The organism is Sporosarcina ureilytica, from assembly GCF_001753205.1.
Classification (GTDB): Bacteria; Bacillota; Bacilli; order Bacillales_A; family Planococcaceae; genus Sporosarcina; species Sporosarcina ureilytica.
The window spans coordinates 3,265,971-3,284,449 of the sequence record NZ_CP017560.1; the positions used below are offsets into that span (position 1 = coordinate 3,265,971).

General features: G+C 42.5%; 18 protein-coding genes and 1 riboswitch. All 18 genes read right to left on the reverse strand.

Annotated elements, in window-relative coordinates; genetic code table 11:
• Positions 1-12 precede the first annotated feature (12 nt).
• The 18 genes from BI350_RS15750 to BI350_RS15835 all read right to left on the reverse strand — a co-directional run bounded on the left by BI350_RS15750 (position 13) and on the right by BI350_RS15835 (position 18,418).
• Positions 13-864, reverse strand: a complete 852-nt coding sequence (locus BI350_RS15750) for a 3-hydroxybutyryl-CoA dehydrogenase (protein ID WP_075529023.1) — start codon at positions 862-864, stop codon at positions 13-15.
• A 129-nt stretch (positions 865-993) separates the two neighbouring features.
• On the reverse strand, positions 994-2,187 hold the full coding sequence (locus BI350_RS15755) for an acetyl-CoA C-acetyltransferase (protein ID WP_075529024.1): 1,194 nt from the start codon (positions 2,185-2,187) through the stop codon (positions 994-996).
• A gap of 187 nt (positions 2,188-2,374) precedes the next feature.
• Positions 2,375-4,522, reverse strand: coding sequence for a (Fe-S)-binding protein (locus BI350_RS15760; RefSeq protein ID WP_075529025.1), 2,148 nt, complete (start codon positions 4,520-4,522; stop codon positions 2,375-2,377).
• A 652-nt stretch (positions 4,523-5,174) separates the two neighbouring features.
• Complete coding sequence (locus BI350_RS15765; protein ID WP_075529026.1) at positions 5,175-5,855, reverse strand: hypothetical protein; 681 nt, start codon at positions 5,853-5,855, stop codon at positions 5,175-5,177.
• A complete protein-coding gene (locus BI350_RS15770; protein ID WP_082295125.1) occupies positions 5,852-6,337 on the reverse strand; it encodes an ECF transporter S component in 486 nt (161 codons plus the stop codon). The genes BI350_RS15765 and BI350_RS15770 overlap by 4 nt, the downstream gene beginning before the upstream one ends.
• 3 nt (positions 6,338-6,340) lie before the next feature.
• On the reverse strand, positions 6,341-6,925 hold the full coding sequence (locus BI350_RS15775) for a cob(I)yrinic acid a,c-diamide adenosyltransferase (RefSeq protein ID WP_075529027.1): 585 nt from the start codon (positions 6,923-6,925) through the stop codon (positions 6,341-6,343).
• Positions 6,922-7,320, reverse strand: a complete 399-nt coding sequence (locus BI350_RS15780; RefSeq protein ID WP_075529028.1) for a bifunctional adenosylcobinamide kinase/adenosylcobinamide-phosphate guanylyltransferase — start codon at positions 7,318-7,320, stop codon at positions 6,922-6,924. Before BI350_RS15780 ends, BI350_RS15775 begins: the two co-directional genes overlap by 4 nt.
• Entirely contained in the window at positions 7,272-7,868 is a 597-nt protein-coding gene (locus BI350_RS15785) for a histidine phosphatase family protein (protein ID WP_075529029.1), read from the reverse strand. The genes BI350_RS15780 and BI350_RS15785 overlap by 49 nt, the downstream gene beginning before the upstream one ends.
• Entirely contained in the window at positions 7,841-8,605 is a 765-nt protein-coding gene (gene cobS, locus BI350_RS15790; protein ID WP_168157278.1) for an adenosylcobinamide-GDP ribazoletransferase, read from the reverse strand. The genes BI350_RS15785 and cobS overlap by 28 nt, the downstream gene beginning before the upstream one ends.
• Positions 8,602-9,438, reverse strand: coding sequence for a cobyric acid synthase (locus BI350_RS15795; protein WP_075529031.1), 837 nt, complete (start codon positions 9,436-9,438; stop codon positions 8,602-8,604). The genes cobS and BI350_RS15795 overlap by 4 nt, the downstream gene beginning before the upstream one ends.
• Positions 9,435-10,016 carry a bifunctional adenosylcobinamide kinase/adenosylcobinamide-phosphate guanylyltransferase gene (locus tag BI350_RS15800; protein WP_075529032.1) on the reverse strand — a complete coding sequence of 194 codons (582 nt, stop codon included), beginning with the start codon at positions 10,014-10,016 and terminating at the stop codon, positions 9,435-9,437. Before BI350_RS15800 ends, BI350_RS15795 begins: the two co-directional genes overlap by 4 nt.
• Complete coding sequence (locus BI350_RS15805) at positions 9,998-11,077, reverse strand: pyridoxal phosphate-dependent aminotransferase (RefSeq protein WP_075529033.1); 1,080 nt, start codon at positions 11,075-11,077, stop codon at positions 9,998-10,000. Before BI350_RS15805 ends, BI350_RS15800 begins: the two co-directional genes overlap by 19 nt.
• Entirely contained in the window at positions 11,064-12,020 is a 957-nt protein-coding gene (gene cbiB, locus BI350_RS15810; protein ID WP_075529417.1) for an adenosylcobinamide-phosphate synthase CbiB, read from the reverse strand. The genes BI350_RS15805 and cbiB overlap by 14 nt, the downstream gene beginning before the upstream one ends.
• Positions 12,020-13,492 (reverse strand): heme ABC transporter ATP-binding protein, encoded by a 1,473-nt coding sequence (locus BI350_RS15815; protein ID WP_075529034.1) that lies wholly within the window; start codon positions 13,490-13,492, stop codon positions 12,020-12,022. The genes cbiB and BI350_RS15815 overlap by 1 nt, the downstream gene beginning before the upstream one ends.
• A 1-nt stretch (position 13,493) precedes the next feature.
• Positions 13,494-14,486, reverse strand: a complete 993-nt coding sequence (locus tag BI350_RS15820; protein ID WP_075529035.1) for a FecCD family ABC transporter permease — start codon at positions 14,484-14,486, stop codon at positions 13,494-13,496.
• Positions 14,479-15,462, reverse strand: a complete 984-nt coding sequence (locus BI350_RS15825) for an ABC transporter substrate-binding protein (protein ID WP_075529036.1) — start codon at positions 15,460-15,462, stop codon at positions 14,479-14,481. Before BI350_RS15825 ends, BI350_RS15820 begins: the two co-directional genes overlap by 8 nt.
• A gap of 116 nt (positions 15,463-15,578) precedes the next feature.
• Positions 15,579-15,760: riboswitch (cobalamin riboswitch) on the reverse strand.
• Between the two features lie 559 nt (positions 15,761-16,319).
• The gene (gene argS / locus BI350_RS15830) at positions 16,320-17,984 is read right to left on the reverse strand and encodes an arginine--tRNA ligase (RefSeq protein WP_075529037.1); all 1,665 of its coding nucleotides are present in this window, start codon (positions 17,982-17,984) and stop codon (positions 16,320-16,322) included.
• On the reverse strand, positions 17,981-18,418 hold the full coding sequence (locus tag BI350_RS15835) for a YwiB family protein (protein WP_075529418.1): 438 nt from the start codon (positions 18,416-18,418) through the stop codon (positions 17,981-17,983). Before BI350_RS15835 ends, argS begins: the two co-directional genes overlap by 4 nt.
• Positions 18,419-18,479: the final 61 nt, after the last annotated feature.

Below are 18,479 nucleotides of genomic sequence, written 5' to 3' on the forward strand. Positions count from 1 at the left end.
TCCAGATTGGTCTTAGTTGTATTCGTAAAAACCGCGCCCAGATTTCTTGCCGAGCCAGCCTGCTTTCACGTATTTTCTGAGTAGTGGACAAGGACGATATTTCGAGTCGCCAAATCCTTCATGTAATGTTTCCATAATATAAAGGCACGTATCGAGTCCGATAAAGTCTGCAAGTTGAAGTGGCCCCATCGGATGATTCATCCCGAGCTTCATCACTTCATCAATCGCTTCCTTCGTTGCAACCCCTTCGTATAGCGTATAAACCGCTTCGTTAATCATCGGCATTAATACGCGGTTTGCGACGAATCCAGGAAAGTCATTTACTTCAACAGGTACTTTTGATAAAGCGTTCGTCATATCCTCAACCGCTTGATAGACTTCATCTGCCGTTGCGAGTCCGCGAATAATTTCAACCAGTTTCATCACTGGGACTGGATTCATAAAGTGCATACCAATCACTTTTTCAGGTCGATTCGTTGCTGCAGCAATTTCAGTAATTGGCAGTGAAGATGTGTTTGTTGCGAGAATTGTATGTGCTGGCGCAATTTCATCTAATTGTGCAAAGATTGAACGTTTTATTTCCATATTTTCAACCGCTGCTTCAATCACGATATCTGCATTCTTCGCATCTGATAAATCAAGCGACTTTGTAATCCGACTGAGAACGGCTTCCTTGTCACCTTCAGACATACGGCCTCTTTCAACATTTCTTGCAAGATTTTTCGTTATGACCGCCAATCCTTTGTTGAAAGATTCTTCTTGAATATCATTTAAAATGACATCATAACCAGCCTGGGCACATACTTGTGCAATTCCCCCACCCATTTGTCCGGCACCGATTACCATTACTTTTTTAATTTCCATTGTGTTCGCCCCCATCTCACGCTTGTTGTCTAGCTTCAATGCCTAGCTGCTCAAGGCGCTTAAACTTTAAGAGAAAAGCAAAAGACGCTTTCTCTTAAAGTCTCCCGCGCTGGACAGGCATTTCAGCTTTTAATTTTTCGGTACTTCAATCATAATCGCATCGCCTTGTCCGCCCCCAGAGCAAATCGATGCAATACCAATGCCCCCACCACGACGTTTTAGTTCATACGCGAGCGTTAAAATAATACGTGCACCACTTGCACCAATTGGATGACCAAGTGCAACCGCCCCGCCGTTAACATTCACTTTATCCGCGTCTAATTTCGCAATTTGAGAGCTTGCGAGCGCAACTGCCGCAAACGCTTCGTTAATTTCGAATAAATCAATTTCCTCTAATGTCTTCCCAGTTTTCTCAAGTAGTTTATTAATCACTAGTCCAGGTGTTTGTGGAAAGTTTTTAGGTTCGATTGCCACTTCCGCATGCCCGACAATGTAAGCGAGTGGTGTCTTTCCTTCTTTCTTAGCGCGATCTTCATTCATCAAAACAAGTGCACACGCTCCGTCATTGACACCCGGCGCATTTCCTGCTGTAATCGTGCCGTCTTTTCCAAAAGCTGGACGTAGCTTAGCGAGTACATCAAGAGAGGTATCTCGTCTAGGCGCTTCGTCAACATCCACTACTACTGGATTGCCTTTTCGTTGTGGAATTTCAACTGCGACAATTTCTTTTTCAAAAAGACCTTTGTCAACCGCTTCTACTGCAAGCTTGTGACTGCGTAAAGCCCATTCATCTTGCTGCTCACGTGTTAACGTATACGCATCTGCCGTTTCGTTTCCGTACGTCCCCATATGGACGCGGTCCGGCGAAAATGCACAAGATAAGCCATCGTAAATCATCCCGTCAACTAATGGCGCATCCCCCATCTTCAAACCAAATCGGCCTTTCGGTAAATAATAAGGCGCGTTTGACATGGACTCCATTCCACCTGCAACGATAACCTCTTCGTCCCCAAGACGAATCAATTGATCGCCCAGCGTAACGCTCCGCATGCCAGAAGCACAAACCTTATTAATCGTTTCTGTTTTTACGTTCCAAGGAAGACCTGCCTTCGTTGCTGCTTGTCGAGAAGGAATTTGTCCTTGTCCCGCTTGTAAAACAGTGCCGATAATGACCTCGTCGACCTCGTCATTTTTTACACCAGCACGGGATAATGCTTCTTGAATTGCTACGCCCCCCAATTCACTAGCGGAAAGCGTTGACAATGCACCTCCAAAACGTCCAAACGGTGTACGTGCCCCATCTACTATGACTGTTCTATTCATGTGTTTCTCTCCCTTCACTTTGATAGCGTTTTCATTTATAAGTTACGATATGCGACCGAACGCTCGCTCAATACCCATTGTCGGAAAAAGGGAGTTGCAGGCTCCCTTTTCTATCAATCTTTCTTTTCTCATTAAATTCAGTATATATTATATTTAAAATTGTCGCAATACATTTTACGGCTAGCTTTTATTGTGAAACTGTTTCTACTTCTTCTACTGCCGGCTCGAAGTCTTCTCCAAAAATTGAACGCTCAAGCAATTCCGCAATATCATATGTTCCGACTTTGTCTTCAACTTCAACTGCTTTCGTTCCATCAGACAACATCGTTAAACAATATGGACATCCAGAAGAAATAATGCCTGGACTTACTTCGAGTGCCTGTTCTGTACGCGCAACGTTGACGCGATGACCTGTATCTTCTTCCATCCACATGAGTCCTCCGCCCGCTCCACAGCACATGCCGTCTTCGCGGTTTCGCTTCATCTCGATTAATTCTACGCCCGGAATCGCTTTCAAAATCTCACGCGGCGGGTCATAAACTTCGTTGTAACGACCTAAGTAACAAGAGTCATGGAATGTAATTGTTTCGTCAATTGCATGTTCTGGTGTTAAAACGCCATTTTTCACAAGGTCATATAACATTTCCGTGTGGTGAATGACTTCTGCTTCAAAACCAAAATCAGGGTATTCATTTTTAAAGATGTTGTAAGCATGCGGGTCAACTGTAACAATCTTCGTGACGCCTGCTTTTTCAAACTCTTTAATATTTGATTCCGCCAGTTCTTGGAATAAAAACTCGTTTCCAAGTCTTCTCGGTGTATCTCCAGAGTTTTTCTCTTTATTTCCTAAAATTGCAAATTTGACACCGGCTTTGTTCATCAGATGTGCGAATGACAATGCGATTTTTTGTGAACGATTATCAAAAGCCCCCATTGAACCGACCCAGAATAAGTATTCGAATTCTTCGCCAGCTTTTTTCACTTCTTTCACCGTTGGAATATGTAATTCCGGACGTGCATCTCTCCAGTTTTCTTTTTCCTTACGGTTGAGTCCCCATGGATTTCCTTGACGCTCAATATTCGTCATTGCGCGCTGTGCATCTGGATCCATCTTTCCTTCTGTCATCACGAGATGACGACGAAGGTCAATAATTTTATCAACATGTTCGTTCATAACCGGACATTGGTCTTCACAGTTACGACATGTCGTACAAGCCCAAATTTCTTCTTCAGTAATGACATCACCGATAAGGGATGGGCTATAAATATCCTCTATTACTGCACCTTCAGCACCAGCTGCTAGGGCAATTTGGTTTCCTGGTGATTGCTTAAACATAGGTGTAGGCACCCATGGTTGTTGCTTTGTGACAAGTGCACCGTGATTTGTTAAGTGGTCACGTAGTTTTGTAATTAAGTCCATCGGCGATAACATTTTTCCTGTTCCGGCCGCCGGACACATATTTGTACAACGCCCGCATTCAACACAAGCGTAAAAATCAATCATTTGAAGTTGTGTGAAATCTGTAATCTTCCCAACACCAAGCGCTGGCATTTCATCGTCATCATCCATTTCTTCCATTGCTGAGAAATCGATTGGCTTCAATGTCCCCGCATTGTCCAGACGGTGAAAATACGTATTCACAGGTCCTGCAATTAAGTGCGCATGCTTAGACTGCGGCACGTAGATGAGGAATGTTAATAGGATTAATAAATGCACCCACCAGCCGACGAAGAAGATTGTTGCTGCTCCTACTTCAGGCAGAAAACTAAACACTGCTGCAATCGTTGATGCAACCGGTTCAGTCCAAGTTAATCCTTTACCTTGCCATATAATATTCATTCCATTTGATAAAAGTGTCGAAAGCATTAATCCGCCAATGAAAATCAGAACAAGTCCCGACTGCCAACCCCTTTTTAGACGAACAAGCTTTTCAACGTAACGACGGTGGAATGCCCATACAACCGCCACTAAAATCGTTAATACAACAATCTCTTGGAAAAAAGTAAACGCCCCGTATACTGGGCCAAGCGGTAGATGAGACCCCGGCTTTAACCCCTTCCAAATTAAATCAATTGCCCCAAATTGTACGAGAATAAAACCATAGAAGAACAAAACGTGAATAATTCCACTCTTTTTGTCTTTTAATAGTTTCTTTTGCCCAAACACATACACCCAAATGTTGCGCAGACGTTCCTTGACGCTTTCATCAAACTCTTCTTTTCGACCTAGTTTAATAAATTGTATTCTTGTCCTTATCAAATAGGTAAAAAGCGCAAGGGCGTACGCCGTCACTCCTAGAAACAAAATCCAGTTAACGACTAATAATGGACTCAATTTCCTCTCCCCTTCCTTGTTTTAACGTTACGAATAGTTTAGTGGATAAACACTCTTCTGTCGATACTCTATTTTCAGTATATTTATGAATGAGCATTCAGTCAACTAGTTTTTTGTTTTTTCTGTAATAAAACGGATGTTTCAACTAGATTTAAATCCACCTTAAGAGAGTTTGGCGTGATAGAGGACAGAGTTAGCTACCTAGAAGCGGTGTTCATGAACGTTGTGAACTTTACTAATAACGTTGCATACTTTTGACGGAGCGTTGTGGACTTTTACAAGAACGTTGCGTACTTCAATGAACGTTATGAACTTTACTAATAACGTTGCATACTTTCGACGGAGCGTTGTGGACTTTTACAAGAACGTTGCGTACTTCAATGAGCGTTGTAAACTTTACCGATAACGTTGCATACTTTCGACGAAGCGTTATGAACTTTACTAAAAACTTGCGTACCTCAATGAACGTTATGAACTTTACCGATAACGTTGCACGCTTTCACCAAAGCATTGCGTAAAACTTAAGAAATCCTTAATTCGCAACAAGACGCAATAGCTTAAAAGCAATTACACCCCCTCCTGGCCAACAACCAAGCAATTCCCCATATAAAAAAGCCGTTTTCATCCGTAATCATGAAAACGGCTTGCCCATTTATTTAAAATCAATTTTTCGTAATAGATTTCCAAATAACTTTTCCGCGGCTAAGCTCTTCTCCAATGGAATTTCAACTAAGACAACCGTAGACGGTCCCGCAGTTTTACGTAGATCCAATTCAGACTCAGCATTCAAGTCATCATCGTTCATCAAGCGACGCATTTCATGCAAAATCCCTTGGGAGCCTACCGGCCATACTCGATAAATCATTTGATCATCCAACGCTTGCTTAATTCGACGTATCGACGCGACTTCATCCGCATGTACAAGCACTTCTTCGCCGACAAGTGGGGCTCCATACGTAAACCACTGTCCATCTGGCATCGAAACGTGCTCTTCCCGTTTCCCAATCATCGTCACAGCAACCGCGGATTGAACAAGTTCCATATTCGTTTCCGTACTACCGCTAATTTGCGGGCATGGCACCCCTGCTTCTTGAAATAAATCCTTTACACCTTGAACGTACTTTCCCCAACTTTCATGACCGCTAAAATTATGAATGAGCGTCGTAAAAGGTTCCGCATTTGCCGCCCATTGTTCCAGTAGCGTAACACGGGCCGAATAATACGCAGTTAATCGATCAGTTGCCGAGACAATATCTTGTTCTTTCTCACCAATTCCGCCTGAATTATCCGTTGTGACAATGATGTTTTTATCCACCAACAACGCATTTCTCATCGTAAAACACCAAGACGTTCGCGCCAAACATTTTGTACAACCGGAAGAACAACCGCTGCAATCACCGCATTAAAAATCGTGGCTATCAAAATTCCGGGCACAACCCCAACATAAAAACTCGGTGAAATGAGAAAGTAAAACGGTAACGGTGCAAGCAAACCATTCGCGACGATAAAAAACACCCATTTACTAACTTGATACTCCGCCTGATGCAAACGTGCAAAAACATAAATAATCGCTAACATTTCAAGCGCGATTAGCAGATGAAAAGGACCTAATGGAAAACCTGCGTATAAAGCCGAAGCACTATGTCCGATTAAAGCTGTCATTCCTGCATAGATAGGCGGTAAAAATGCCGATGCCACTAATGCTGGAGTGGAATCTAACGCAGTCGACCCAATGCCAAGTGGGATTTTCAGTAGTCCCCCAATTGCACATAAAGCTGCAAACATCGCCGCTAACGTAAGTTGTTTCAGCCTCACGAATTATTCACCTTTTTTCATTTCATTTGTACGAAACACTTTGGCACTTCGCACATATTCATTATCTGGGACTTGTAAACGAGCATTCACAATCCGTGCCGCGACGAATAAATAATCGGATAAGCGGTTTAAATAACGAACGACAACTGTTGGTACATCTTCTTCCTCATTCATTAACGTGACTGTTCGACGTTCCGCACGCCTCGCCACTGTTCTCGCGATATGGAGTGTTGCGGATGCTGGTGAACCTCCAGGTAAAATAAACTTTTCAAGTGGCGGTGCTTCATCCATCAACTCATCGATACGCTTTTCCAACACTTCAATTGGTTCTTCTGTTAATTTATAATGGCGCTCTTTCATCACATTCGATAAATCCCCGCCACCGTCGAATAATTCATTTTGTATCGCTTCAAGATCTTCAAGTATGTCTTTAAATTTTTCTGCATCGAGTTCTGTCATTGCTTTCCCAACAAATGAATTCAACTCATCCATCGTGCCGTAAGCTTCAACGCGCAAACTATCTTTACTAACGCGCCCCCCTATTAAACTTGTTTTTCCTTTATCCCCTGTTTTCGTATAAATTTTCATCTTCCATTTCCCCTTCCTTTTATCTTTTTTGGAATCCCATACCAAACTTGTATGACTTCTTCTGCTTCCGCAACGAGTTTCTGATACAACCGCCCGCAACTGTCTCGTAATTGCCGCTCATTCTTATCGATTGGCACAATTCCGCGACCAATATCTGTTAATATGACGATTGCCGAACGGTTTTCTAGTGAATTCATCACAACTTGGATTGCTTCTTCCTCATCTAAATCAGCACATCGCAACCAGTCTTCTAAACCTGCAACGACGACAGGACTGCTGCCAATCGGCGGAATTGTACCTTCATACCATTTAAAACCGCTTAACTTTTGCGCTTCTAAATAACTGTTTACGTAAGCCCGTTTCCCGTTATGGGCACCGCCGATAACGACGCGCATCGTTTCCCCTCCCTTAAATCTTGTTCGCAATCCCACCGAAGTTGCCAAACAGATTGATGAGGAATTATCCATGACCAAAAATCGTTTTGTTCCGGCGCAAACTCCGTCAATAAAATTCGAATCGGTCCGCCGTGCGTCACGATAAAATAGTCCTCTTCCCCGCTAGGCAAATCATAAATTGCTTGTAAAACACGTGCTTTCACTTCTGCTAAACTTTCACCATTTGGCGGTTGGCAACGATATGGGGAATTAATCCAAGAACGATACGCACTGTCCCTTTTCAACAATTCATACGTTTTTCCTTCCCAATCGCCAAAATTACTTTCTCGAAAACGATGATCACTTTGATAAGTCGCCTTTGGAAAATAGAGATGGGCACTTTCTTGGCAACGTCGTAAATCGCTTCCATACACGACGGAGGGTTGCCACGGCAACTCATTGATCTCATTTTCCACAATCGACTCATCCGTCCAACCGATATATTGACGCTTTATATTACCAGCCGTCGGTAAGTGGCGAATTAAAGTAAGCACAACACGATGAGCCATAATAACGCCTCCATTCCTTCGATAAAAGCACCTGCTAAATCACCCGTCATGCCGTGGAAGTGCTTCATCGCCCAGCGGCGGAATAAAAAAATCGCTGCTGCAATACTTCCGGCGAGTATAACAGGCGGAAGCCATTGATTTGTACCATAATAATAAGCGAATAAAATCAGCATGCTACTGAATACCGTAACGACTATCACAACAGTTGGCGCAAGTTTCTCCCGAAAGAAATGCGCAATGCCTGTACTTTTAGCAGGCCTAAGCGTGGAAAAGCAAATATTCAATCCCGCTCTCGCTAAAAAAGGAATCATCATAAAAAGATACACTGCTCCCATATCCTGCAGGATCACTTCATGAATCAAAGCGATTTTCATGATCATTAACAGAACAAGTGCCATTGCCCCGAACGCGCCGAGACGCGGGTCTTCTAATATTCCCAGACGTTTTTCTCGTGTCCGATAAGAGAAAAATGCATCCGCCGTATCTGCCCAGCCATCTACATGGAGACCGCCTGTCAAACCAATCCACGTCAGAACAACGAGGACCGCTGTTAACAATGGACCAAACTGTAAAATATTCGCTGCTATTTCATAAACACCGTACATCGTTAATCCAATTGCCCCGCCAATAAACGGAAGTGCGCAATACATCATCGTGACTTCTTTTCGATTTAGCGGAATTTCTTTATGAATCGGAAGCACCGTGAAAAATTGTAATGCCAATAAAATACCGTTCATCGCGAGACTCCTTGCGCAATGATTTCTTTCACCAATGGCCAATTCAAATGACATTTCACATGTTCTGCCCACGCATCGTATCTATCAATATGTGCAGGTGAATTTGAAACGGGTCTATCCATATCTTCCTCTTCTATTCCGTGGTCCTCTTTAAAAGGAATAACTCCAACGACCGGAATCCCTGTATACGATTCAATAAATTCAATGCCATCCTGAAAAAACGCAATGTCTCCATGAAATTTATTCACAATAATGCCTTTCACTCGCGCGCGATGCTCAGGTGCTAATAGTTGAAGCGTGCCAACTATAGACGCAATGGCACCACCGCGGTCAATATCTGCCAATAACAACGCGGGAACATCTGCCATTTCCGCAACACGCATATTGACGACTTCCCGGTCGTTTAGATTTACTTCCGCCGGACTTCCAGCACCTTCAATGATGACGGTCTCGTATTTTTCGGATAACTTTTTAAGCGAATGACGAATTGCGCCGACTGCTTGATCAAAAAACATATCCCGATAGGCAAAACCATCTCTAACACCGAAGTGGCCCCCTAATATACTAACTTCCGTATGCATTGGAGAACTAGGCTTTAACATAATTGGATTCATATAGAGAGTTGGTTTTGTTCTGGCCGCCAAAGCTTGAATATACTGCGCTCTGCTGATTTCAATCCCATTTTCAAGCGTGACTGTGAAAGGAGATAAATTTTGAGATTTGAATGGTGCGACTTGAACTTGTTCATCTGCCAAAATACGGCAGAGCGCTGTACAAATCATCGACTTTCCTGAGTCTGAAGCAGTTCCTAAGACGATTAAGCCATTCATCATCCCCTCTCCCCTTTCCAAAAGATCGGTATCCCACTTTCCATTTCAATTGCAGTTTGTGATTTAGCTACAATTTTTTGGTGGATTTCACCAATCCATGCGCGATACTTTTCCGTCTCCACTTCATTTGGCGCAACCTCATGAAGGACTTCATTGGAAACAATTACAAGATGCGATGCTTTTTTTAATATGGCATCGATACGATCAATGAGGTCCTCAACTTTTTGTTCCATGCAATCAGGTCGATTTACGCAAGGGGTGCCTGTTTCGTATCCTGCATACAATTCATTCGCCAACCAAGTCGTCAAACAGTCCCATAATATGTAATCGCCTGTTTGAATGAACGGCAAAACTTGTCCAAAATCGATCGGTTGTTCAATCGTTGTCCAATTAAAATCAGCACGGTCATCTTGATGCTTTTGAATCCGTTCACTCATTTCTTCATCCGTCGGCGTACCAGACGCAATATAGACGAGTCGCCCATGTTTCCTCTGACTTGCATCGGTCAAAAGCCTTTCCGCATAAGCACTTTTCCCACTTCGGACACCGCCGCTAATAAATGTTAATTGTCCGCGAACCATTTGGCTAACTCCTCTTTTAACACATGCATATCCGCTTCACTTTTCACACCAACCCGCAACCAGTTCCCGTCCATTCCTAGAAAGTTTTCTGAATGGCGTAACACAATGCCGCGTTTCAATAAATATACGTAAAGCTGGCGTGCACTTCTATCGCCATTTAATTTAAACGATAAAAAATTCGCAACAGATTCCGTCACAATACATTCATGTGCCAGTAAAAAACCGGCTAACTTTTCCCTTTCACGTGCACTATGCATCACGGACTTCTCAACAAAAGCCTTTTCTTTTAAACAAATTTCTCCAATCGAAGCGGCAATTCCATTAACATTCCAGTGCGGCGCAAACTTCTTAATTTGTGAAATGACGGAAGGATGTGCAATGACATACCCGAGCCGGATGCCTGGAATGGCATACATTTTCGTCATCGAACGAACAATGATGAGATTTGTGTACGATTCGATATCTGGAATGAACGACAATGTTTCATCAACAAAATCAATAAAGGCTTCATCCAAAATAATCTCACAATCGACTTTTTCACCGTAGCGAATGAGTTCGGTAATTTCAACGCGCGTAGGCAATATGCCTGTTGGATTATTCGGTGTACATAAATAAAGGACATCCGCTTTTCCCATTGCATGCTGGATAGCTTCTATCGGCAATTGAAAGCCACTTTCTCCAGACAGTACAATGCGTTTAATTTGAACGTCTTTTACACGCAAAGTAGATTCGTATTCGGAAAATGTCGGATGAACAATAACCGCTCTTTTCCCGCGATATCTTTCCGCGAGTAGAGCAAGTAGTTCTGCTGCGCCATTCCCAACGAAAACAGAATCCTTTTTCACTTGATGAAAACGAGTGGTTGCCGACAAAAAAGGTTCTCCTATCGGATCTGGATAAGCCGTCATTTTCGACAGTAATATCGGCCATTCATGCACAACACGCTCTGGCATCCCGAACGGATTTACATTCTCACTAAAATCTAGCACCGTTTTAGGTTGCGGCATGTCTAATCTTTCGTAGAGGTGATGCGGATTTGCCCCATGTTCAGGTAATTGCATGAATAAACACCCCAATCGTCGTGATCGTAAACCAAAATAGAAAGGATATAAAATGCATTTCAAAAATCGCTTCTTTAATATGTTTTGCGTTTAAGCTTTTCTCGCTCGGTCCAATTGTTGGACGTTTTGACATTACGCCCCGATACGTAGACGCACCACCCAATTGAATCCCTAATTGCCAAGCCGTTGCAGCTTCCATATAACCGCTATTCGGACTCGCATGACGACGCGCATCGCGTACCCAGCCAGCCAATCGCTTGAAAAATGAAATGCCACCACGATTCGGCGCATAACAAATGATCATAAATCCTGTGAGACGTGCAGGAATAAAGTTCAAAACATCATCTGTTCTTGCCGAAAATTTTCCGAACGCTTTGTATCGCTCATTCCGGTAGCCAACCATTGAGTCCAATGTGTTTACCGCTTTATACAGCCATAATCCGGGGGCACCAAATAAAAACGCCCAAAACATTGGAGAAGTGATCCCGTCAGCTGTATTTTCTGACACCGTTTCTACTGTCGCTTGCGCAATTTCTCGCTCATTCAAGCGGTCGGTGTCTCTTCCGACAATGTGGGAAAGTTTATGGCGTGCTTCCTTCAAATCTCCACCCGCTAACGGTTCATAAACCTCGAGAGAAGCATCACGCAAACTTTTTTGGGCAAGTCCAATAGCAATCAAAACGCCTTCCACAGCAATCCCTACAAAAATATGTACTTCATAACTTAACATAACAATCATAAAAACAACGATAAAGACGAGCGAAACAGTAACTAATAATAAGCATGCACCTTTTAGTGTGCGGAAGCGTCCTTTATTTAAAATATCGGTCATATATGAAATAAACTGACCGATCCAACGCACTGGATGCGGCCAATTTGGTGGATCTCCAATGAGTCTATCAAGGAAAAAGCCGATTGCAATGGCTAAAAAATGAGCTGGGATCACATTGAAACACCTTTTTCTTTTTTATAAGCTTGAATGGCGCGGACCGTACATTCAAACACGCCTTTTGCAATTAATTTCCCAAGCGGCGTAATTGGCCCCGCATACGGGAGTGCTTCTCCTTCTTGGGTAGCCGCAATGAGCAAGCTATCCGTCGAAGTGCCTGTCGCAATGGTTTTGGATACAGGATCTTGAACTTTTTCAATTTGGAGGGCTTTCGCTTTTGCTTCAGTTGCCGTCATTAACGCTTGAATAAATGCCTCATCTGATAAACAGCCATTCACAATGACCCATGTATTTATCGTGCCAACCACTTTATGTTCATCGCGGCGATAGACTTCTGACACGTCAACCGCGTTCCCAAGTCCCGCTGTTACTGCAACGAGCACTGTACCAAAATCCCCTTCATACGATTCAATTTCCACGAATTCCGTCTTCGCTGCTGTCATCATACCGACCGTTTCGGTTAATGAAAAATGTTGTGATTCGAGATACATTTCCATTTCATTTTGCACATTATCGACATTGTAATTTTTATCAACATGTCGATTGACAAATGTTCGATACCAACCCATACCTGCATTGTGGACTGCAGAGGATAATGTTTTTAACGCTGTTGTCGATTGCAGCACGACTTGTTCAGAAGAGACAATAAAACTGTCTTTCGTTATTTTAGGGATAGGCAACTCCCCGGTTAATGTAGGAAGCAAAGTAATTTGTGGTTTCGGGCGTTCAGGATGTGGTTGTGTTGTCACTCGTGCCTGATAAACCGTGTCGATTGCTTCTTCCTTCACAACATCTTGCGGTAAACCGATACGCGCAATTTCACCATCATCCATTAATAACAATCGATCGCAATATAAGGCCGCTAAATTAATATCATGGAAAACGGATATAACCGTTAATCCTTTTTCAACTGCTTGGGAGCGAATCGTATCGAGCAATTGTTGCTGATGTGCGATATCTAAATGGTTTGTCGGTTCATCTAATAATAAAATTGGTGCCTCTTGTGCCAATGCTTGTGCAACGAAAACGCGCTGTTGTTCTCCGCCAGAAAGCAGTTCAATCGATTGATGTTCATAACGCGTAATCGTTGTACTTTTCATTGCTTCTTGAACAGCTCGTTCATCCTCTTCTGACCAAGCCGAGAAAAATCCGGACTGATGTGGATATCTTCCGAGTTCTACCGTTTCTCGCACCGTATGTGAAAAAGCATGTGCGTGAAGTTGTGGTAAAACAGCGACTTTCCGTGCAAATTCTTTTTGGGAATAATGTGAAGTTAATTTCCCGTCAACTGCAACGGTTCCATTCGTGGCTGGTAAAATACCGGAAATTAATTTTAAAAGCGTCGATTTCCCACTTCCATTCGGACCTAGGATGCCGATGATTTCTCCTTTATGGACATGAAACGAAACAGACTTAACGACTTGTTTATCATCATAGCCGCCTGACAGTTGATTCACCTGCAACATCTTACATTGCCCCTTTCCTTCTTTGTCTGTAGAAGATGTATGCAAAGACCGGTGCCCCGATAAATGCAGTAATGACGCCAACCGGTAACTCTGACGGCGAAATAATTGTCCGTGCAACGAGGTCACAAATGATTAGTAAAGAGGCGCCATTCATGAATGATAATGTTAATAAATGGCGATGGTCTGCTCCCCACATGAGTCTCGTCATATGCGGCACGACTAAACCGACAAATCCTATCGTGCCTGAAACCGCTACTGCGGAGCCCGTTAATATAGATCCGCCAATTAGAATCATAAATTTACGGCGTTTCACGTTCACGCCTAAATGGTGGGCGCGCTCCTCTCCGAATAACATCGCATTTAATTCACGGCGATTGAGCCACAGCAATAAGGAACCGACAAAGACAAATGGCAAAATCATCATCGTATATTGCCATCCCCTCATTGACACGCTTCCAAGGAGCCAACTGATAATTTGCCTTAGCTCTTCACCTGTTAGTGCAATCATTAGGGATAAAACTGATCCGAGAAATGAACCGAAAATAATACCTGTTAGTATAATCGTCTCCATTTTCATCGCGCGGTCTACAAGACGGGCAAAGCCAAGTACTAAAAACATCGTGAGCGCCGCGCCTATCATACTAAATGTTGGTAATGTATACGTACCGAGAATTGGTAAGGACAAACCAAAAAAAAGTGTCATAACCGCACCTACGGAGGCGCCGGATGACACTCCGAGGGTATATGGATCGGCTAGTGGATTTTTTAGTAAGCCTTGAAAAGCTGCTCCCGAAATGGCTAACGAAGCACCAACAAGCCCTGCTAGTACGACACGCGGCATTCTAATTTTCCACAAAATATTTGAAGCTTTTGTATCTGTCCCATCCCAAAATGTTTGAATCGGTATTTTCACCGTTCCGATAGATACACCGAGCCATACCGCTACTAGTAATGTAGCGGCAGACACAATGTAGGCGACGCTTGACTTACTCACTAAAAACCTCAGGGTAAATCGCCTTTGCAATGGCTTCAAGTCCTTCAGCTAAACGTGGACCTGTACGACTTGTAATATTTTCATCAACTTGAATGACTTGTTTTTCTTTGATTGCAGTAATGGTGTCAAAACCGTCACGTGCATAAACGTCTTCCACAGCCGTATCAATGTAATCGTACATCACAATAATGACGTCCGGATTTCTATCGACGAGCTCTTCAGGTTCCATTACGAACCAGCCTTCTTGGTCATCAGCAATGTTTTTTGCGCCTATCATATCAAGCATTTCTTGCATGAATGTGTTTTGACCAGGTGTGTAAATTTCTGGGGCTGGTGATGTTTCAACAAAAACAGTTTTTTCTTCTTCAACCGCATCCAGTTTCGTCAGTACTTCTTGCACTTTCTCTTTCATCGTAGAAATAATTTGTTCAGCTTCTTCTTGTTTATCAGTTAGTAGACCAATCGTTTCAATCGTCTTATATGTTTCATCAAAATCAGCTGCGTTTTTAATAACGAATACTGGAATTCCAGCATCACTAATTTGTTGATAACCTTCTTCAGATAATCCAAATGCAGATTCATGCCCAAATACAATATCCGGGTCTAACGCGATAATCGCTTCTACGTTAAACTCTTGTCCACCAATTTTTTCTTTCTCAACTGCTTCTGCAGGATAATCATCAAAATCGCTGACCCCAACAATTTCATTCGCTAAATCTAGCGCAAATAAAATCTCAGTATTACTTGGGATCATGGATACAATTTTTTCTGGCGCCTTTTCTAACGTAATTTCATTCCCAACAGCATCCGTTAACGTAATTGGATAGGCCTCTTCTGCCAATCCGTCTTTATTTTCTTCTTGAGACGTTTCCGTTTCATCTACTTTTGGCTTCTCTTCTGTTGCATTTCCACCGCAAGCAGCAAGTAAAAACACGGCAACAATCGAAAGTAGCCATAACTTCCAAATCTTCTTCATCATTTCTCTCCCTTTCTACCAAACAAAAAATCCCCCGTATCGCTACGGAGGAGTTGTTGTGAAAGTCAAGCATATGAAAATACGCCGATTTCCACCACTCCTATTCCTCGTAGGTTGCTAGGTGATTCATAAAGGCAGGTTTCCTGGCTCATGGTCATCGCTTGTCGCGCCTTCCCAGAATAAATCTAGTGACGATTGGCGACTTGCTCTCATTTACAGTGGCGGGACCGCGTCGGAATTAAACCGACTTCCCTTTTAACTCAACCTGACGTTGAGCACCTTTATGTTTGGTATGTAATTTGTTTTCATTTATTAGTATACTACAAATTTTGAGATTGTCGATAGAGGTCGAATTAAGATGATAATAGTAATTTAAAAGAGCTAGCGACATACTAAGCGAATTGAATGACTTCCTAAAGGTGTTGCGAACTTTTTTAATAACGTTGCATTCTTTTAATAAAGCGTTGGGTACTTACGATAAAACGTTGCATTCTTCTCAAAGCGTTGCAAACTTTTTTAATAACGTTGCACTCTTTTACTAAAGCGTTGGGTACTTACGATAAAATGTTGCATACTTCTCAAAGCGTTGTGAACTTTTTTAATAACGTTGCATTCTTTTAATAAAGCGTTGGGTACTTACGATAAAACGTTGCATACTTCTCAAAGCGTTGTGAACTTTTTTAATAACGTTGCATTCTTTTGCTAAAGCGTTGGGTACTTACGATAAAATGTTGCATACTTCCCATTGAACGGACATCCACTATTTGCCGAAAATTTCAGCCATAAAAAAACTGCACCTCCAATTGTTAGATTATGTCTAACAATTGGGATACAGTTCAAACTTCTTTATTAAATACTTACATTTTCTCCGGAGCCGATACGCCGATGAGTTTTAAAGCATTAGCGATTGTTGTGCGCGTTGCTGTAATGAGTGCAAGGCGTGCTTCGGATCGCTCACGGTTGTCTACGTCCAACACTTTTTCCGCATTATAGAATGAATGGAATGTTGCAGCCAGTTCTTGGATGTAATTTGCGATACGGTGAGGCGCACGTGTTCTTGCAGCGTCTGCAACGACTTGCGGGAAATCACCAATCTTTTTCAATAAGTCAATTTCATGTTCAGCCGTTAATAAATGAGCACCTTCTGCAGAAGCTGAAAGATTTAATTCTGCTGACTGACGTAAAATTGATGAAATTCGAGCGTGTGCGTATTGTGCATAGTAAACAGGGTTTTCATTGGATTCAGAAACAGCTAAGTCTAAATCAAAGTCCATTTGTGTATCCCCTGAACGCATCACGAAGAAATAACGCACTGCATCTAGTCCAACTTCTTCTACTAATTCACGTAATGTGACTGCTTTTCCTGTACGTTTACTCATCATCATTCGTTCGCCGTCTTTGTATAAATGAACCATTTGTGCAACGATCACTTCAAGCGTATCTTTTTCATACCCTAACGCTTCAATTGCGGCCTTCATACGCGGAATATAACCGTGGTGGTCAGCACCCCAAATGTTGATAAGCTTGTCGAATCCACGTTGAATTTTATCTTCGTGATACGCGATATCCGGTGTGATGTACGTGAATGAACCGTCTTGTTTAATTAACACACGGTCTTTGTCATCGCCGAATGTTGTAGAACGGAACCATGTTGCGCCGTCTTCTTCAAAGATATGTCCGTTTTCACGAAGTTTTTCAAGTGCATTTTCAATTTTTCCGCTACCATACAACGTTGATTCTGAAAACCAGTTATCAAAAACGACACGGAAGTTTTTAAGGTCTGTTTTTAGTTTCTCAAGTTCAAATTCGAGGCCGTACGAACGGAAGAAGTCGTAACGCTCTTCGTCTGATACGTGTTTATATTTATCGCCATAATCTTCAGCAAGTTTTTTACCAATATCAATGATATCTTGTCCGTGATAGCCATCTTCTGGCATTTCACGTTCCTCACCTAGTGCTTGGAAATAACGGGCTTCTACAGAACGAGCTAGGTTGTCAATTTGATTCCCTGCATCGTTAATGTAATATTCACGTTCTACATCATAACCTGCAAAATCAAGCACGTTGCAAAGTGAATCCCCTACGGAAGCACCGCGCGCATGGCCAAGATGTAAGTCTCCAGTTGGGTTTGCGGATACAAATTCCACTTGAATTTTCTCATCTTGCCCCGCATTCGAACGTCCGTAATTCTCTCCCGCATCTAGTACAGTGTGGACAACTTCTTGTAAATAATCTTTTTTCAATGTGATATTAATAAACCCAGGTCCCGCTACCTCAATCTTTTCAATTGAAGCACTTTCTTTATCAATGTTTTCAACGATGGCATCCGCAATTGCACGCGGCGGTTTTTTGGCAAGCTTTGTAAGTTGCATGGCGATATTTGTTGCATAATCCCCATTTTCTTTATGTCTTGGCGTTTCTAGTTTCACTTCTGGAAGGGCTTCTTCCGTAAGTTTTGCCGCTACGACAGCTTGTTCTAATGCCGTGATTACTTTTTGTTGAATTTGTTCAACGATGTTCATTTTATTCCCTCCGAATATGTAATAGATAGTTCGTATGTGCCTAGCAATGAACCTTCTGCGTATAATTCATACGCTACTTCGAATTCCCCACTCATCTCTTCTTCAATAAAACGTAACACTTTTGTTTTTACCTGCAATTTAAATGTCACGTGGTTATTCCGATATTCACCTTGTCGGTCGTCACCTACCGAGAAAGGCAGCCGCATTTTGATTGCACCCGAACGCATAATGAGTGCATCATCACTTCCCAACTTGACCGTCGTTTGGATTTTCTGTCCATCTTGATCTTCCTCGTATTGTAAATAGGATGAACCCATTTTCTCCACATATCGACCTAGCGCTTCAATTTGATGCGTTTCCTTATCTTGCCCAGGGTGCTGAATTGACGAATGGAGCCGGATTTGTACAGTCTGTCCTGCTGTTTTCGAGTCCATTCCGTTCACCGTCCTCTTCTTGAAAATATCCATCTATTATAACCTTCTTTTCTGTGACATT

What these genes read in the sequence shown, in the direction of transcription:
- BI350_RS15750 (WP_075529023.1), bottom strand. Translation starts at nt 864, where the DNA reads ATGGAAATTAAAAAAGTAATGGTAATCGGTGCCGGACAAATGGGTGGG.
- BI350_RS15755 (WP_075529024.1), bottom strand. Translation starts at nt 2,187, where the DNA reads ATGAATAGAACAGTCATAGTAGATGGGGCACGTACACCGTTTGGACGT.
- BI350_RS15765 (WP_075529026.1), bottom strand. Translation starts at nt 5,855, where the DNA reads ATGAGAAATGCGTTGTTGGTGGATAAAAACATCATTGTCACAACGGAT.
- BI350_RS15775 (WP_075529027.1), bottom strand. Translation starts at nt 6,925, where the DNA reads ATGAAAATTTATACGAAAACAGGGGATAAAGGAAAAACAAGTTTAATA.
- BI350_RS15780 (WP_075529028.1), bottom strand. Translation starts at nt 7,320, where the DNA reads ATGCGCGTCGTTATCGGCGGTGCCCATAACGGGAAACGGGCTTACGTA.
- BI350_RS15785 (WP_075529029.1), bottom strand. Translation starts at nt 7,868, where the DNA reads ATGGCTCATCGTGTTGTGCTTACTTTAATTCGCCACTTACCGACGGCT.
- cobS (WP_168157278.1), bottom strand. Translation starts at nt 8,605, where the DNA reads ATGAACGGTATTTTATTGGCATTACAATTTTTCACGGTGCTTCCGATT.
- BI350_RS15795 (WP_075529031.1), bottom strand. Translation starts at nt 9,438, where the DNA reads ATGATGAATGGCTTAATCGTCTTAGGAACTGCTTCAGACTCAGGAAAG.
- BI350_RS15800 (WP_075529032.1), bottom strand. Translation starts at nt 10,016, where the DNA reads ATGGTTCGCGGACAATTAACATTTATTAGCGGCGGTGTCCGAAGTGGG.
- BI350_RS15805 (WP_075529033.1), bottom strand. Translation starts at nt 11,077, where the DNA reads ATGCAATTACCTGAACATGGGGCAAATCCGCATCACCTCTACGAAAGA.
- BI350_RS15815 (WP_075529034.1), bottom strand. Translation starts at nt 13,492, where the DNA reads ATGTTGCAGGTGAATCAACTGTCAGGCGGCTATGATGATAAACAAGTC.
- BI350_RS15825 (WP_075529036.1), bottom strand. Translation starts at nt 15,462, where the DNA reads ATGAAGAAGATTTGGAAGTTATGGCTACTTTCGATTGTTGCCGTGTTT.
- argS (WP_075529037.1), bottom strand. Translation starts at nt 17,984, where the DNA reads ATGAACATCGTTGAACAAATTCAACAAAAAGTAATCACGGCATTAGAA.
- BI350_RS15835 (WP_075529418.1), bottom strand. Translation starts at nt 18,418, where the DNA reads ATGGACTCGAAAACAGCAGGACAGACTGTACAAATCCGGCTCCATTCG.